Origin of the sequence: uncultured Bradyrhizobium sp. (assembly GCF_947648125.1) — a bacterium.
Taxonomy (GTDB): domain Bacteria; phylum Pseudomonadota; class Alphaproteobacteria; order Rhizobiales; family Xanthobacteraceae; genus Bradyrhizobium.
In genome coordinates this window covers 129422-143690 of the sequence record NZ_CANSMR010000017.1, presented here as the reverse complement: position 1 = coordinate 143690, position 14269 = coordinate 129422, and the positions used below count along the sequence as shown (strand labels likewise).

14 protein-coding genes are annotated in these 14269 nt (G+C 59.5%); 5 read left to right on the top strand and 9 right to left on the bottom strand.

The window, feature by feature from the left end:
* Positions 1-805 precede the first annotated feature (805 nt).
* Entirely contained in the window at positions 806-1174 is a 369-nt protein-coding gene (locus tag Q0030_RS26805; protein ID WP_298373826.1) for a hypothetical protein, read from the top strand.
* A 14-nt stretch (positions 1175-1188) separates the two neighbouring features.
* On the opposite strand, the gene Q0030_RS26800 is transcribed toward Q0030_RS26805, so the two are convergent.
* Positions 1189-2505, bottom strand: coding sequence for an O-antigen ligase family protein (locus Q0030_RS26800; RefSeq protein WP_298373823.1), 1317 nt, complete (start codon positions 2503-2505; stop codon positions 1189-1191).
* A gap of 361 nt (positions 2506-2866) precedes the next feature.
* On the opposite strand from Q0030_RS26800, the gene Q0030_RS26795 reads away from it, so the two are divergent.
* Positions 2867-4186, top strand: coding sequence for an O-antigen ligase family protein (locus Q0030_RS26795; protein WP_298373820.1), 1320 nt, complete (start codon positions 2867-2869; stop codon positions 4184-4186).
* 117 nt (positions 4187-4303) lie between these two features.
* Positions 4304-6112 (top strand): acyltransferase family protein, encoded by a 1809-nt coding sequence (locus tag Q0030_RS26790; protein WP_298373818.1) that lies wholly within the window; start codon positions 4304-4306, stop codon positions 6110-6112.
* 96 nt (positions 6113-6208) lie between these two features.
* Here Q0030_RS26790 and Q0030_RS26785 read toward each other — a convergent pair whose 3' ends face one another.
* From Q0030_RS26785 to Q0030_RS26770, 4 genes are read right to left on the bottom strand one after another with little or no spacing between them, the layout of a single operon-like run.
* Positions 6209-6466 (bottom strand): hypothetical protein, encoded by a 258-nt coding sequence (locus tag Q0030_RS26785; protein WP_298373815.1) that lies wholly within the window; start codon positions 6464-6466, stop codon positions 6209-6211.
* Positions 6467-6477: 11 nt separating this feature from the next.
* On the bottom strand, positions 6478-8220 hold the full coding sequence (locus tag Q0030_RS26780) for a hypothetical protein (protein ID WP_298373812.1): 1743 nt from the start codon (positions 8218-8220) through the stop codon (positions 6478-6480).
* Positions 8217-8567, bottom strand: coding sequence for a hypothetical protein (locus Q0030_RS26775; protein WP_298373809.1), 351 nt, complete (start codon positions 8565-8567; stop codon positions 8217-8219). The genes Q0030_RS26780 and Q0030_RS26775 overlap by 4 nt, the downstream gene beginning before the upstream one ends.
* 12 nt (positions 8568-8579) lie before the next feature.
* On the bottom strand, positions 8580-8969 hold the full coding sequence (locus Q0030_RS26770) for a hypothetical protein (protein ID WP_298373806.1): 390 nt from the start codon (positions 8967-8969) through the stop codon (positions 8580-8582).
* A 663-nt stretch (positions 8970-9632) separates the two neighbouring features.
* Here Q0030_RS26770 and Q0030_RS26765 point away from each other — a divergent pair.
* Both Q0030_RS26765 and Q0030_RS26760 read left to right on the top strand, forming a co-directional pair.
* Positions 9633-9770 carry a hypothetical protein gene (locus tag Q0030_RS26765; RefSeq protein ID WP_298373804.1) on the top strand — a complete coding sequence of 46 codons (138 nt, stop codon included), beginning with the start codon at positions 9633-9635 and terminating at the stop codon, positions 9768-9770.
* A gap of 476 nt (positions 9771-10246) precedes the next feature.
* Positions 10247-10426 carry a hypothetical protein gene (locus Q0030_RS26760; RefSeq protein WP_298373802.1) on the top strand — a complete coding sequence of 60 codons (180 nt, stop codon included), beginning with the start codon at positions 10247-10249 and terminating at the stop codon, positions 10424-10426.
* Positions 10427-10440: 14 nt separating this feature from the next.
* Here Q0030_RS26760 and Q0030_RS26755 read toward each other — a convergent pair whose 3' ends face one another.
* The 4 genes from Q0030_RS26755 to Q0030_RS26740 all read right to left on the bottom strand — a co-directional run bounded on the left by Q0030_RS26755 (position 10441) and on the right by Q0030_RS26740 (position 14131).
* Entirely contained in the window at positions 10441-11142 is a 702-nt protein-coding gene (locus Q0030_RS26755) for a recombinase family protein (protein ID WP_298373799.1), read from the bottom strand.
* Between the two features lie 116 nt (positions 11143-11258).
* Positions 11259-11396, bottom strand: coding sequence for a hypothetical protein (locus Q0030_RS26750; RefSeq protein ID WP_298373796.1), 138 nt, complete (start codon positions 11394-11396; stop codon positions 11259-11261).
* 1113 nt (positions 11397-12509) lie between these two features.
* The gene (locus tag Q0030_RS26745) at positions 12510-13196 is read right to left on the bottom strand and encodes a hypothetical protein (protein WP_298373793.1); all 687 of its coding nucleotides are present in this window, start codon (positions 13194-13196) and stop codon (positions 12510-12512) included.
* On the bottom strand, positions 13193-14131 hold the full coding sequence (locus Q0030_RS26740) for a helix-turn-helix domain-containing protein (RefSeq protein ID WP_298373790.1): 939 nt from the start codon (positions 14129-14131) through the stop codon (positions 13193-13195). The genes Q0030_RS26745 and Q0030_RS26740 overlap by 4 nt, the downstream gene beginning before the upstream one ends.
* Between the last annotated feature and the right edge of the window lie 138 nt (positions 14132-14269).

Here is a 14269-nt window from a genome sequence, read left to right as displayed (position 1 = left end):
AGCCGCGGGCGGTGATGCGCTCAATCCGAGCCGCTGGCGGAGTGGATGCGCGCACGGGTGACAACTCATCCGGAAGGCTGTCTCACGGAGCCTGTTTTCCTTTCGCAACCGCTGGAGTCATTTCCGTTCGCGAGAACCCATATCAAGGCGACACTGGATGAGCCTGGAAGTGATGCCGGCTACGAGGCGCGCTGGCGGGCCGCCCGACATGCGAAGGGTTCACCAGCTTGGCACTACCACGAGATAGCTACCCACCATATGGTCGCGACCAACAGGCCCCAAGAGTTGGCGCGGATACTAGCAGATAAAGCACGATTGGGTGTCTGCCGGATATGATCCGCGCCAGGTCATTTCAGCCTTCGCAAACGAAAAGGCCGCCCGAAGGCGGCCTTTGATTTTTCCATTGGTTGGTCTCTTAGCACGACAGACGCTCTCTCAAGAGCCGCGAGCACTCGGCGGGCGCTCCTGGTCCGCTCGATATCGCGGCCGAATCCCGCGCCGGGACCTGTAGGCGATACCGCCGCGCCGTGCCCATCATGAAGTGGGATATAGATTGATCCCTTAAACCGCTATATAAGTCGGCGAACTGAACCGTCACCAACAACTCGCGTGACACGATGCTAACTGGATTCCTACTCGCTTCGGGGATCGTGCTAATACTCGCCTTGTGCGGGGGCATATCCTATCGGATCGGCTATCGTGACGGGCGCGAGCAAGGCCTGACTGATTCCTATCTACTCTATGGGTTGAGTTCGCGCGTAGAACCGGTCGGCAAACAACCATCCGAAGAGAATATCGTTTAATGATGTCTGCTAATACGCGTGTCGTGATCGGATCGACTCTTTTTGCTTTGGCATCGAGCGCATTCCTTTACCTGCTTCCTCCGAGCCCGATCGACAAAGGCTTGCTCCGTGGTAACTTTCACTCTTACCAGGGACATGCGTACCTCGTCCCCGTCAAATTCATCGACGGCGAGCTTAATGCTGCGCGACTATATGAAGATGACAAGCTTCTCGGGCCGGCGAATAGTGTCGAACAGGAGATCATCGACAAGGGCGCGGGCCGCTTCGCACTTCTCAGAGACGCTTGGAATTATCGTGGCCCAGCTTTGATGTTCTCCACAAGCGACAATACGGACCCGAACACAAACGGCAGAAAATATCATCTCAAATGATCTTGGGGAGAGGCTTACTGCTGCGTCGCTGATCGAGATGGCGCGGGCAGGAGGTCCTTCTGCGGTGTCTCCCGTCTTGAGACTGAGCCAGCGGCAACACCAACGCCGGCGACGTAAATCCAACCTTCTGCAAAATCGAACAGATGCGAATTGAGCATCGAACTCAGTACGTTCTGTACAACAACGATTGTGCCGATCCACGCCGTCAATCCATCCGCACGAAAGAACTGATAGTGGCAAAGCCACATCCCGAAGAGGATGATACAGCCGAGGCTCCCCCATTCGATCGCGATGTAGAGCACTTGGTTATGTGGATTACCGATTTGTTGAGCCCATGCCCCCTCTTTCCCGGCGGCTGCCTCATTGAAAAGACGCTTTGTTGATCCGGTTCCGTGCCCGATCAATGGAGCCTGGCGGATCCATTCAACCGAACTCGACCAGTACTGCAATCGCTGACCAGCAGATGTTGGGCGGTTCGTATCGCGGTACTGTTGATACTCGAGGGCAATGTGCTCGACGCGTTCCCTCAAATACGCGGACGTCGCCCAAACCGCAGAGGCCGAGATCGCCAGAAGCATCAGAACAATTGTCGCCGTCCGGCGAGAGAAGAACTTCCACGCAAACAGTAGAGACAAGACAACGCAGTAGAGCAGTGACGTTCTCGCGAACGCGACGAACGCGATATTAGCGAGGAACGATGCAGCCAAGCCAACAAGTGTTAGAGCGGCGACGTACCGACGTTGGTGAAACATTCCAATAGTGGAGGCAGCGAGACCAAAGGCGCAGAGCGCAAACTCCTGATTCTGATCGATAGCGTTCCGAACCGGCACCCCAGTGGTGTCAAACCCATGTGCTGAAGTAAAGCGCCACGTTGGGTATACATAGACCACGTACGAGTAAGCTAGCAGTACAGTACACGACGCAGCAAAGCCGATGAAAACCCAGTTAGCTCGTTCGGATCGCTGGAAATGGTAAAATAGAAGCGGCAAAAATAGCAACTTTATCGTTGGTCCGATCGCGGCGATCCTCGGCCACCATGGTCCGTCCGCCCAGAAAACGCCAAGAATGGCGACGCCAACCATCGCCAGTGCTGACATCGACACCGGATGCCGAAGTGCATCTGCAAAGGACCGATCAAGTCTCGGAAAGATCGCAAAGAGCCACAGGACCCAAATCAATAGGACAGCCGTAGTTGACCAAGGCATCGCGACGGCAACCAACATCGGACAGTAGTCGAGGGCAGCGCGCCATGGTTTCGAGTCTGTCATGACGCGATAGATCCGCGCAAACCGATCGAGCGAAAATCCGCTTTTCGAAAGAGCCAAATTCAAGATGCCTCCCAACACCGCCCTGCCTTTAACACGCGAGGTAACCTTGTGCAGGCGGTCATCCGCCACCTGCGGAACAAAGCTGAACCACTCCTAAGTCTAAAGACTCATTTTCCCAATTGCATTGATCCCTGTTACGAATAATCAGAGTTCGGCGAAGCGTGGATCGTCAGATGACCAGGATGGCCCGGCTAGACTTCCAAAGACCTAGTAGCAGAAGCTTTTGAGGTGTTCTGGCAAATTCTTAGAGTTTTTCAGTGACCTATCAAGAGACTCGGTGGATGGAACTTGCATGCCCGCTTAAGTTTTGGCACCCCTCCGTTGCTCTTCGAATAGACCCCATTATCCGAAGTGGGAGACGAATTTGATTATACTTGACCGTTCGTTCTGGCTGGGGCTGTTGCTCTCTGCCGGGTCAATCTTCGTACTGGCTCATGGTCTTTTGGGATCTGGCGCGATGACGACAGCCGCCCTTCTCTCGACGACCACAGCAGCGTTGATCCTCACCGGCCCCTGGCAACGCTTCTCGCCGAATGCAAATGATGCGGGTTTCGCCATCCTTTTGACATTCATTGCGCTGTCATTTGCTGCCCACGGGCTTGGCTCCGATCGCAAGGAAATTGCGCTTCTGGTCCTAACGCTGTTGGGCTATCCAGCAGCCCGGCTGATGTCGAACGTAAAGTTCAGCGTCCTGATAGTTGTTCTGATCGTGGTCGTATCAATCGGCACGATCGTTACTCTTGTCGCGCTTGTCGAGCAGTGGTCCTCTCGGCACGGAAAGCCGATGGTATTTGGTTTGTTCGATTCAGCAGCAACCCAATTTGCGACAACGCTTAGCGTTCTGCTGATATTCCTGACGAGCCAAAACCTGACACTCCGCAAAGCCATTTGGATCGCCGCCGCTACTGCTCTCCCCACGATGGTGTTCACAGCCAGCCAGGTCAGATTCGCATTGCTGGCAATGTTGGCGGCCCTCACTGCGGTTTTTTTTATCGGGCCGCGCAAACAGCGCCTCCCGACGGGATTTGTCATTCTAGTTTCGATGATCGCAATGCTTGCTGGAGCGTTAGGGCGCTCTTCAACAACAGCTGTCTATTTTGGCCAAACTGCGAAAACCTTCGGTCTCGACCTAGGCAAGGCATTTGAGCCGCCGGACTCGGACCCAACCCTCCCTCTCTATACTCCTGGAGCACCAAACGTCGCACCGCGACCACGCCCGGGTTGTCCAGAGATTAGCACGAGTAACTCAGTCGAAATTCGACAACGTCTTCTGGAAGAAGCAATCACCTTGCTCCCATCCGCTGGCATCACCGGCATTGGCTTCGATGGCTTCCAATCGAGGAGTTGTCTGCCGGGCTACCCCGTACATAATTCATTTTTACAGGCTCTCATAGAGCTCGGTTGGCCTGCCGGCCTTGCGTTAATTGCTCTGGTAGCATTGGGACTTAGACCGCAAGCTTTCGCACTGGCCCGTACGCTTCCAGTCGCTAGATTTGCGTACTGTTTCCTAATCTTTGAGACGCTAATGTCGGCCGTCTATGGGCGCGTGAGCAGAGACAGCATGTTGCTAATTGCGCTTGGCTTTGCAGCTGCCGCGATACAACAGCACACGCCGAATCCTATCCGTCTTACGCCGGAGGATGGAACAGCATCGAGGCTCCCTGAAAGTCTTCAATCCGGATAGAAAAGAGACAAGCACCGGGTAGGCGCGGTGCAAGTCTTTGGGTGAACACCAAGACCCTCGAGCTGTGGCTCTACTAGTTTGTGTATTCATCTCATGGTCGTGATATAGGGTCCCGCCATGAGCGTGGCTTACAGACCCGATATCGACGGATTGAGAGCCGTCGCAGTTTCGTCAGTTGTTCTATTCCACGCGTTCCCTGAACTCATGCCTGGCGGATTCGTCGGCGTGGACATCTTTTTCGTTATTTCTGGGTACCTCATCACTGGGATAGTTGCGTTCGATCTGCAAGCCAAAACCTTCAACCTGGTCACATTCTACCAAAGGCGCGTCAGGCGAATATTCCCAGCCCTGATTGTCGTCTTGGCCGCGACAGTGTTTGTTGGCCTGCGCCTACTCCTTCTCGACGAACTCCATTCGCTTGGGAAGAACGCGGTAGCGAGCGCGCTTTTCGTCGCGAACTTGATGTTACTGTCCGAGGTCAATTACTTCGACGTCGATGCGCATCTCAAACCGCTCTTGCACCTTTGGTCGTTGGGCATTGAAGAGCAATTCTATCTTGTGTGGCCGCTGATTATGTGGGTCTTACCTCACCGTCGGAGGCCAATTGCTGCGGCTGTTGGTCTGGTCTCTTCGTTCGTTCTGAACATTGCCCTGGTTGGAGATCATCCAGCCGCGACTTTCTTCCTGCCCTTCACACGCGCCTGGGAACTAATGGCCGGCGCACTACTTGCCTTTTTTCCCCAGCAGCCGAGGGCGATAAGGGAGACGGCCGCACTCGCCGGTATCATAGCGATAGAGGCATCATTTTTCCTCTTCAACGCAACGACGCCATTTCCCGGTTGGGCGGCGGCGCTCCCGGTCGCTGGCTCGTCCTTGCTGATCATGTCCGAAGGGGCCTTCGTAAATCGCATCCTTTCGCTCAAGCCGCTCATTGGCGTTGGGCTGATCAGCTACTCGCTGTATCTCTGGCATTGGCCGGTTCTCGTCTTCCTCCAGATCTATCTTTTCCGGCCTCTGAACGACACTCTTGGGCTCGTCGCCGTCGCGCTGGCGGCCGCGCTGGCCGTACTAACCTATTTTGCGATAGAGCGGCCAATGCGGCGCCAAGCCAAAGCATGGCAGCTTGGGATCGCGATGGCGGTCGTCGGAGCGTTTGGATTATCCGCGGCCTTCGTTAGGGTACCCGACCTCCCTGCGCCACTTCAAGCCATGATCAACGCTCCGGCCGACTTCGACGGCTGGCGGTTGCATCAATGCATGCTGGTTGATGGCGAACAAGGAGACTTCGAAGGTTGTTCGGAAACTAAGCGGCCACTACTCGCAATCTGGGGAGATTCGACCGCTTCCGCCCTCATCCCCGGATTTAGGAAGCTGCAAGAGAGTCACGAATTTGGTCTCGCACAACTCTCCGTGAGCTCGTGTCCGCCGATATTGGTTGCGGCTCACTCGGCAAGTCATTATTGCCTCGAGAAGAATGCCGAAATCGTGCGTCGCATAACAGACATAAAGCCTGACGTCGTGGTTCTGCACGCCATATGGGACGCGAACGATAGTGCCGCAACTACAAAGCCGACCATCGACGCCCTTCGCGCGGCTGGCGTTGCTCGCATCGTAATTGTAGGGCCGGCACCTGTTTGGCGCGGAGGTCTCCCCAACGCCGCCGCAACCTACTACAGGCGAAATGAGAAAGTCATCCCTGAGCGTACCTCCGAGTTCGTCAACCGTGGCAAAGACGATACGAATATGCGCGGGGTCGCCTCGGCGCTGGGCGTCCAGTACGTTTCAGCGAGAGATGCGATGTGTCAGAAGGATAATTGCCTCACTCGTATTGGCGAATCGCTAACAGCGAGGGATATTGTCCACCTTACTAAGGCTGGATCTGAATTTTTGGCGCGGGAAATCGCGCCGCAGCTCGGCATCAACTGATCACGGCGCGGTAGCAAGGTCCGACGCGATGCGGTAGCTTCGTCGATCGAACGAAATCTGTGCCGGAACTCAACATCGAGAGCCGTAGCGTTGAGATCACCCGCCGGCTCTACGCGATCGACCAGTGCGAGCTGCCTCGATTTCCGCAGCCTTATCGCGCAATTCGGCGTCAGACACTATTTTTGTGTTGCCCAGCGCGACGCTGCGAATCTGCGCACGAACGCGCTTAAGTACGGCGTCCGGTCCGGATCGAATCGCGTCGTCGTACGCTCGCTGTAGCGCGGCGCTCACCGCACTCCGCAAACAAAATTCGCCATTGCCCAAGATCAGATATTCATCGATGTCCGTTGTCATATTGCTCTCCTTTACTCAAATGCTGCGGCGCGTTTCGTGCGCCGCAAGGATTCTGCTAGCTCTTGGTTGGTGGCCCGCCACGACTGGCTATGCGGGCCATAGACCGCCGACAGAAGGTCGTGCGCGTCATCCGGCAACATCCAAAACGCCCAACCGCCCTGTTCCGGTGTGGCGGTGTACTGGGATCCGCTGGCGCCAAAGACTGTCACCGGTTGCATGCCGTCAGGCAGCCTGACTCGGACGAGATCGCTGCGCTGTCCCGGCCGTATCGTGCCGAATTCCGGCTCATCGGTATGCTGGACTGCGCGGACGGCCTCGCTGTGCTTCCGCATTTCATTGTCGATGTATTGCATCCAGCCGTGGCAGCTGCCTTCCTCGGCGGTCGCCATCACTAACGCGCCCGCGATGGCGTTGCTCAAATCGTCCTTGGCGTCACCATGCGCAGGATGGTCAATCCGCTCGCCACCACCAGGAAGCGCGCGACGTTCGAGCGCAGCGAACTGTACGACGGCGCGGTCTATGTCGAGCATTCGGACCCGACGCGAACGGATCATGGGCAGTAGTTCGCGGTACAAATCCGAGCGCGTCTTAGGGGAGTGCCTCAGATTGATGCCGTGACGGCGCAGCTCGGCCTCGGTGAAGCCGATGGCGTACTTGTCGCCCCAGACGTCGCTGCAGCCGTATGACTTGAGTGTGGCCGCGATCGTCGAGAGGGCTACGATTGGATCGTGAGGACTCGGGATCTCGAGAGCGCAGTGCAGGATGCCGCTCTCACCATCACGCGATGCTACCCCAAGCGTTGTCGAGTCGGCCTTGCCTGACGAAGCATCCAGAAACCCGACATAGCGGACGCTGGCCTGTGGTGGTCGGACGGTGACGCCTTGATCCACGCACGCCAGCACATCGTCTCTGGAACAGAACCCGGCCAGGTCATCGCGCCAGACAGAATTGTATTCCGCAGCGGCGCTTTGCGGATCGTCGGCCATTGCGGCCTCGATGATCGAGAGCGAGATCGTCGGATTTAGCTGGCTGGTCTTGGTGTGCACGACCAGGGTATCCGGATTGTCGACGCCGTAGAACTTTTCCCATCTGGAATAGAGCAACCCGCTGCGGCGATGGGCCGAGGAGATCATGATCAACATGGCCTGGTCGCCGAGTGTCGCCATTGCCGGCATGACGGCGCGGAACGTCTCGACGTCGGGCGATGCCGAGCCCTCCTGCATCCAAAAGGAGACCTCGTTAAAAATGGCGAGTAGTACCGTGCGGCCGCGCACCAGCCTGAAGTCGGAGGTTGCGACGATGATGTCGACGCCAGTAGTCAATTCGAGGCCGTCCTGCGTCTCGCGTTGTACCAGCGCGGCGAGCGCCGGCACCTCGGTAAAGTATCCCTTCACGTAGTTGAGGAGGCCGCGCGCCTGCGATCGATCGGCGCCAAGAAGCAGCACCACCGGGCGTTCACCGGGGCGCGTCCTTCCGTTCGGTTGGAACGTCGCAGCGACATAGGCGCCGATGAATGATGCTACGCTGTCCTTGCCGCTGCGTCGGCCAGCCACAACGTCTAGTTCGCGGACACGTTTGGCCGGCGGTTCGCGGCCGGTGACGTCGCGGAATAGCTCGGCCTCGGCCGCTGACATCGGCAGGGCGAAGGCACCGTGCAGGATGGCGCGCCAGCAATCCCAGCTTGGCCCGGCGAAGTAGCGGCCGAATAGCGCCGGGCTGTTGAATGCCTCGATGATCGTCGGCGCCTTGCTCATGCGCGTTCACTCGCGATCTTGTCGAAGATGTCCTGCAACGCCTGACCGGGAGCGGGCTTTGCCGTCTCGATCGGAGCCGGCTTCAGTCCGTTGGTGCGCTGCGCCCTGACAATCTGGTCTCTGACTTTGCCAGCAGCCGCCAGTCGGCCGCGCCGTTCCAGCACGCGGGCCAGGATCGTAAGAGCGGCGATTTGTTCGCATGCGAGCCGATCAGCCATCGTCGGCGTGCGGCCGAGCCCGATGAGCAAACCGGCCTCGATCTCGGCCTTTGCTGCGCGGTCGGCGGCCTTCAACTCATGATGGCGCTTCCAGCCGCGGGCGAGTTTCGGCGTGGTGATGTCCGACATAATCGGTTCCCTTCAGGCAGCAGTGAACAGCTGTCCGGCGAGGGCGCGGGCCAGCATGCGGACCTCGGCGAGATCGTCCGGCCTGATCTGCAGCCGAGCAGCCTCAGCGTGGAGATCGAGGCGCCCGACAAGCTGTTCCAGCCGAGCGAGCAGGGCGTTGTCGACATGCCGAGACCGGTGCAGGGCAAGCGTCACGACTCCCTCGATCACAGCGAGATCGAGCGTCACGTCGGCGCGCTTCAGCCAGCGGCGCAACGCCTTCACAGCCAGCACCGCGACGGCGTTACCGGCCACAGCGCGGCGAAGTGCGACGGTGATAGCGCGGTCCCGATTGCGGCTGGCTCGCTCATGCGCCCGTGTGCCGATAGGCGGCTGCAGTCGTGATCCAAGCGGTGCGGGCATGATAGCCTCGGCTGCGCGGGCACACGGCCACACTGAGGCGCCGCACAGACTCTCACTGTGCGGCACGCCCATGTTGAGCCGGCGTTGATGGGGGGCGATGCGAAGAGTCGTTCGCGATACGTTCTAAAATATACCGGGCCGCATCAAAGTCAATAAGCCTTTGATGGAACTTGTGTTTTTACCAGAATGGCGAAACCGGAGGTTCCCTCCCATAGGTTCCGCATGGCCTCAAGGATCGCCAGCCGTGGCGGCTGAGAGGCCTTCCGTCCGGCCGGTGCCGACCCATCGGCCGGGATCGCGCGGCGCGATGGACGGCCCGCTGCGAGGAACTAGGACACTTCCGGTCCGTTGCAGCAGTCGGTCCCTTATCGTTGGGAGGGTGATTTCTATGCGGCTGTATTCTGCTCGGATCGACGGCGTGGAGATTGCCCTAGCCAGCGCTGTGGCGGTGTCGTTCATTGCGCTTCTTGCCAGCATCGCGTGGCTACTGATCGGATAACCACCCAGAGACCTCTACAGCGGCTTGTCGTCCGGTCGGGGCAGACATCGCGCCAACTCATGAGCGAGGCTGGCGCGCGTCCTGAGTGACGAAAGACACTGCCCGAACGGGGATGACCGTCGCCAATATCGCGATAGGGGCTGGACTCCCCGGAGGGCCGTCAAATGATCGATCTCGCGCTTGCCGCCGCGGCCGTCGTCTCGATGGCCATTGCCGCAATGTTCATCGCCACGGATCGTAACGCCATCAGGCGCCACGTTGGCGATCACGACGCCGATCACGACGCCGCGGCGCAGTCCTGATCGGACGCGCTCTAGGACCACGGCTGCAGTGGGTGCCGGTATCTGTGTTGAACTCGGCCCAAGGTCGCGGTGACCAACTATCGGGGTGGCCCCATTGGAGGATCACGATTTTGCCGGACTGGATTCTCGCGCCGATTTGCGTGGTCGGGTTGGTCAGCTTCATTTGGTTTGCGTTTCGACAGGGTTTCAAGGTGAAGCCCGACAAGAACAACCGCGACGACCATCCAGATTTGCCGCTCGGGCCGGATGGATCGTGGCGCTAAATGGCGAACGAAACGGCCCGCACATGGCGGGCCGGTGGTGGTTGACGGTGAGGATGTAATCAGGCGGCCTTCAGCGCGCGGTGCATCGTCGCCTCGCCCACCTCATACGCATAGCGCTCGGCGATCGAGCGTGACCAGGGTCACCGTAATGGGTGAACGCAGGGGGATAGTCTGCTCGAACCCATCGCTGTGCAGAACCAAAGGAGACCTATTGTGGCGAATCTCAAAACCGGAGCGGAAGCAAAGCCGCGCGAAGTTTCGATGGATGAACTCGAGCAGATTGTGGGAGGCAAGGATTACGTCCTGCCCATGGGCTGGCATATGACCCTATGCGAGGGATCCCTTCCGATCCTGTGGCAGCAAGCTTGCGTGGGCAACGTTTGCTTCGCGTAGGTCGAGCGAGCGACCTAGATCAACATCGCCTGCACCGCGCTCGCGCTATAGGGCTGTCCGCCCGGCCGCTTCTTGCCTTTGCCGGGCTTGGTGACGATGCCGGCGTCGGAGAGCGCGGTGCTGATGTCGCGCAGTGACATGCGCGGCTGTTGCGCGCGCAACTGTCGGGCCATCGCAACGGCCTCTGGGTGGCTCTCGGTGATGGGCTTCCGCCCCTCCACGCGGGCACCGGTGCGCCGCTTGCGCTCACGAGCACCGCGCAGCTTCGCCACCGTCATGGCCTTGTCGAATTGGGCCACGGCGCCGAGTATTTGCCTAACCAGCACCGCGGTTGGCGTATCATCGACGAAAGAGTCAGGCTTGTCGGCGGCGATCAGAGTAATGCCGTCCGCCTGCAGGCGCCGGAATCCGGTTTCCTGCACGATGAGATCGCGGGCGAAGCGGTTAGCGGTCTCGACGATGATGGTGCGGACTCCGTTGCCGGCGATTTGCTCCAGCGCCGCGGCGAAGCCGGGCCGCGCGTCAATCGCGTCGGCGCCCTTGACCGCGGGATCGTCGTGCCAAGCAACGATGCGATAGCCGGCGCGGTTGGCGTAAGCCTGGATGGCCTTGCGCTGGCGGATCACGGAGTCTTTGTCCTCACCGGCGTTGGTCGCCGAGCTGGTCCGTGTGTAACCGATGGCTGGCTTGCGCTGGCGTTTCTCTTGATCTGACATAGCCTTAACCAATATTTGTAGTTTTATCTCAGGATAATACTACAACTTCGAGCATAAGGCGAGCCCGCCGGCCCGGTAAGTCCGACCGCGCCATCCGTGATATGCTGCACCGTCCCTTACGCGAAGGCCGGGTCGATGAAGATCCCCACGAGCGAAGTGATCATCACCGCCGCCCTGGTGGTGCTGTTCGCGCTCGTGCTGTGGTTTGGCGTTATGCTCTGACGATCGCGGCGCGGCCACACTTCGATGGCCATCGAAAAATAATCGACATGGGGATGTGTGCGGTGGCCCGGGGGGTTAGCGGCCTGGCCCCCACCCAGGTTTGTACCAATCAGACGGCAGCACCTCCCGCTGCCAATGCCGAGGGTTGCCGTAACTGCCGCCGCGCTTTGGCTGCCCGAGATCGTCGAGATAACGTGCACAGGTGCGTTGGCAAGTGTCCCGGAGCTGGTCTTCACAAGGCCAGTAGAGGTCCAGATTAACACCATCGATGGCGAAGGCACCATAAGCACGATCACAGCTGTCCGCGTGAGCGGGGTTCTGACTCTTCGTACAATTACTCATGCAAACGTCGAATCGATCAGCCTGTGCCGGATTGCTCGCGATCAATCCCAGCACAGCCACAGACGCCGCCATCGCAACAAATGATCTAGGCTTGCGCATGTTGCACCTCCCGGTTTGGGTCTCCGCAGGATTCCACGGATAGGTCCGCTACGGAGGCGTGAAGGTTCACGTTACCGCGCTGGCCGGTGGGCGATCCTGACCCTGAGGTGGATTGCGGTTTCGTTTATGCTGGTGATGCCGCGCACTCGCTCTGGCGGCGCGCTACGGAGGCCAGTCGCCGGCCAGCGTAGTATGATCGCTGGCGGCGCTGGTTTCGTCTCCGAGGCGGGCAATTTCCCGGACGCGTGTGATTCTGCACAGGTGGCGCCCAACCTTTTAGTGACGAACGGCATACCCACGAATACCTCGGCAACGTCATTTTCATGTCATGCGCTCACGCGACGTGCCTTGGGACATGATGTGGGACCGGCGCGTTCGCTCTCTAGCGCTACCAGTCATCCGACCCAGGCATGCTGTCGGTGACGGCGACAACGTGCTGGAGCAGCCGCCGCTGATGTGCACGCGCGCGATGCAGTCGCGCAGCTCGATCAGCTTGTAGCGGCCGGCGGCTCTGAGGGTGCCCGACACGCAGCGACCCCGTCTTGCGAGCGGCCGCTTGGCGGGGTCGCCTGCTCCACAGGCTTCAAAGGGGGGCTTGCGAAACCCGGCGGGAGCAGGGGCAGTCTACGCCAGGTTTCGAGGAATGAATTATTGCTCAAGCGGAGCACTCCATTTGGTCATGCCCGCTCGGGGCGGCGCGCTCCTCAGAACGGGATCAGGCTGTCATCGTCGGGCATGTCGAATTTGATCTCGCCCAGGTTCAGCAAGATGTCCTCGGCGCGGTCGCGGGCATCGCGTAGCCACTGCACATCGGATTGCCAGGTCCTGAACAGCTTGCGGTGCTTCTGCAACATCTGCAGCAGCTCGCACGGGGTTGCCACGTAGGTGCTTGCCCGCATGGTCTCACGGATCGAGCGGACCACGACGGCGGCCGAGAAGCCCGGCCCGTATCCCTGCCACGTCTCGGGATCGTCGAGCGTTTCGAGGTAGGCGGCGACGGTGTGCTCGGAGATGTTCTTGGCGTTCGGCATGGCCATCAGCATGGCGTCGAAGGCCATCGGCATCCAGTCGGCCGGCGCCGGGGTGTTCTCGGCGGCGGTGAACAGCTTCTCGGCCTGATCGAGCACCGGCCAATCTGGGATATAGTCGTACCATTGCCGCGCCGCGTCGCGGTTTCTGGCGCAGGCCTCCTTTCGAGTGTCCAGCACGTCGACACCGACAACGTTGCCGATCCTGTCGTGGTGCTGCGCGCACCACTGCAGGGGCGTCCACATCATCTTGATTGCCTCGATTGTCGGTTTGGCCGCCGCGAACACCATCGGCAAGGTGATCTTGTTGCCGGTGGTGGCGGTGACGATCTGCTGGCCCGTCGTCTCGGTGATCTGGTTCATTGCTGGCTCCCCTTCGCGGCGAGGGCAGCGAGTCGGGCCATGAGCCGGGCTTCGTGGGGATTGCCGGATGGTGGCCGGTTCGGTGGCGGCGCTGCTGTCGGGTTGCCGTCCTCGATGGTGTCGGCGATCGGCGTGGCGGCCGGCTCGTTCGCCCAACTCTCAGCGTGCAGCCAGGTTGTCGCATGCTTGGTGTATTTTGGATCTTGCCCGATGCGCTCCGCGGCGTAGCGCATGGCGCCGGTCAAGAGCTCGGCCGGCGTCGCCTGCTTGTTCCTGATGACGCTGGTATAGGCCTTCTTGGCGGCGCCCTTGTCGACCTTGCGGGGGTACTGGTTCCAGAACGACTCAAAGGTGGCATCGAGGGTCTGAGTCTGTTCCTGAACGACGCGCCGCCCTTCTTCACCGAGATCGAGGCGAGGAGAGTCTGACTCTTCTTCAATGGATTCTTCAGAGGGTTCTTTCAGAGGGTTTGTAGGCAATGGGTTGCCGGTCACTCGTGCAGGTTTTTGCCGGTCACTCTGCTGATTTTTGCCGGTCACTCCGGAGTGAGTGGCAATGGGTTGCCGGTCATGATCGGCAATGGGTTGCCGGTCACTCTCGTCTTTCAAGGCGAGGTGATACAGGCTCGTTTCCATCCGCCCGCGCCGTTTGGTGATCATGTGGCCGGCCTTGATCAAGGCCGACAGCGCGAACCGGACCGTGCGCTCCGGCATGCCGAGATCGAGCGCCAACTTGGCCTGTGACATCCAGGCCCAGCCGTCATGCTCGCGGTTGAAGTACTTTGTCAGCGCGATCGCGACGCGCGTGGCCGTAGGTGGCAGCTCACTGTCGAGTGCTACCTGTCGCAGCCAATCAAACTGATCGCGGGTGAATTTGTCGCCCTTAGCGGCGGCGGATGCTTGAATGTCGGGAGACGGATTTTTAGATACAGACATGTCACAGCCTCTCACTGTGATGGTGCCGAGCGACGGGGTGGTAGCCGTTGCTCAAATCAATCAGGCCCTGCCGGCCCTATCCAAGCTGGCAGGGCCTTTCGATTCCTGATCTGCGGATTGCGACCCCTGCGTTTGCCC

What these genes read in the sequence shown, in the direction of transcription:
- Q0030_RS26745 (WP_298373793.1), bottom strand. Translation starts at nt 13,196, where the DNA reads ATGAACCAGATCACCGAGACGACGGGCCAGCAGATCGTCACCGCCACC.
- Q0030_RS26750 (WP_298373796.1), bottom strand. Translation starts at nt 11,396, where the DNA reads ATGGCCATCGAAGTGTGGCCGCGCCGCGATCGTCAGAGCATAACGCCA.
- Q0030_RS26740 (WP_298373790.1), bottom strand. Translation starts at nt 14,131, where the DNA reads ATGTCTGTATCTAAAAATCCGTCTCCCGACATTCAAGCATCCGCCGCC.
- Q0030_RS26770 (WP_298373806.1), bottom strand. Translation starts at nt 8,969, where the DNA reads ATGCCCGCACCGCTTGGATCACGACTGCAGCCGCCTATCGGCACACGG.
- Q0030_RS26805 (WP_298373826.1), top strand. Translation starts at nt 806, where the DNA reads ATGTCTGCTAATACGCGTGTCGTGATCGGATCGACTCTTTTTGCTTTG.
- Q0030_RS26780 (WP_298373812.1), bottom strand. Translation starts at nt 8,220, where the DNA reads ATGAGCAAGGCGCCGACGATCATCGAGGCATTCAACAGCCCGGCGCTA.
- Q0030_RS26785 (WP_298373815.1), bottom strand. Translation starts at nt 6,466, where the DNA reads ATGACAACGGACATCGATGAATATCTGATCTTGGGCAATGGCGAATTT.
- Q0030_RS26790 (WP_298373818.1), top strand. Translation starts at nt 4,304, where the DNA reads ATGAGCGTGGCTTACAGACCCGATATCGACGGATTGAGAGCCGTCGCA.
- Q0030_RS26765 (WP_298373804.1), top strand. Translation starts at nt 9,633, where the DNA reads ATGATCGATCTCGCGCTTGCCGCCGCGGCCGTCGTCTCGATGGCCATT.
- Q0030_RS26755 (WP_298373799.1), bottom strand. Translation starts at nt 11,142, where the DNA reads ATGTCAGATCAAGAGAAACGCCAGCGCAAGCCAGCCATCGGTTACACA.
- Q0030_RS26775 (WP_298373809.1), bottom strand. Translation starts at nt 8,567, where the DNA reads ATGTCGGACATCACCACGCCGAAACTCGCCCGCGGCTGGAAGCGCCAT.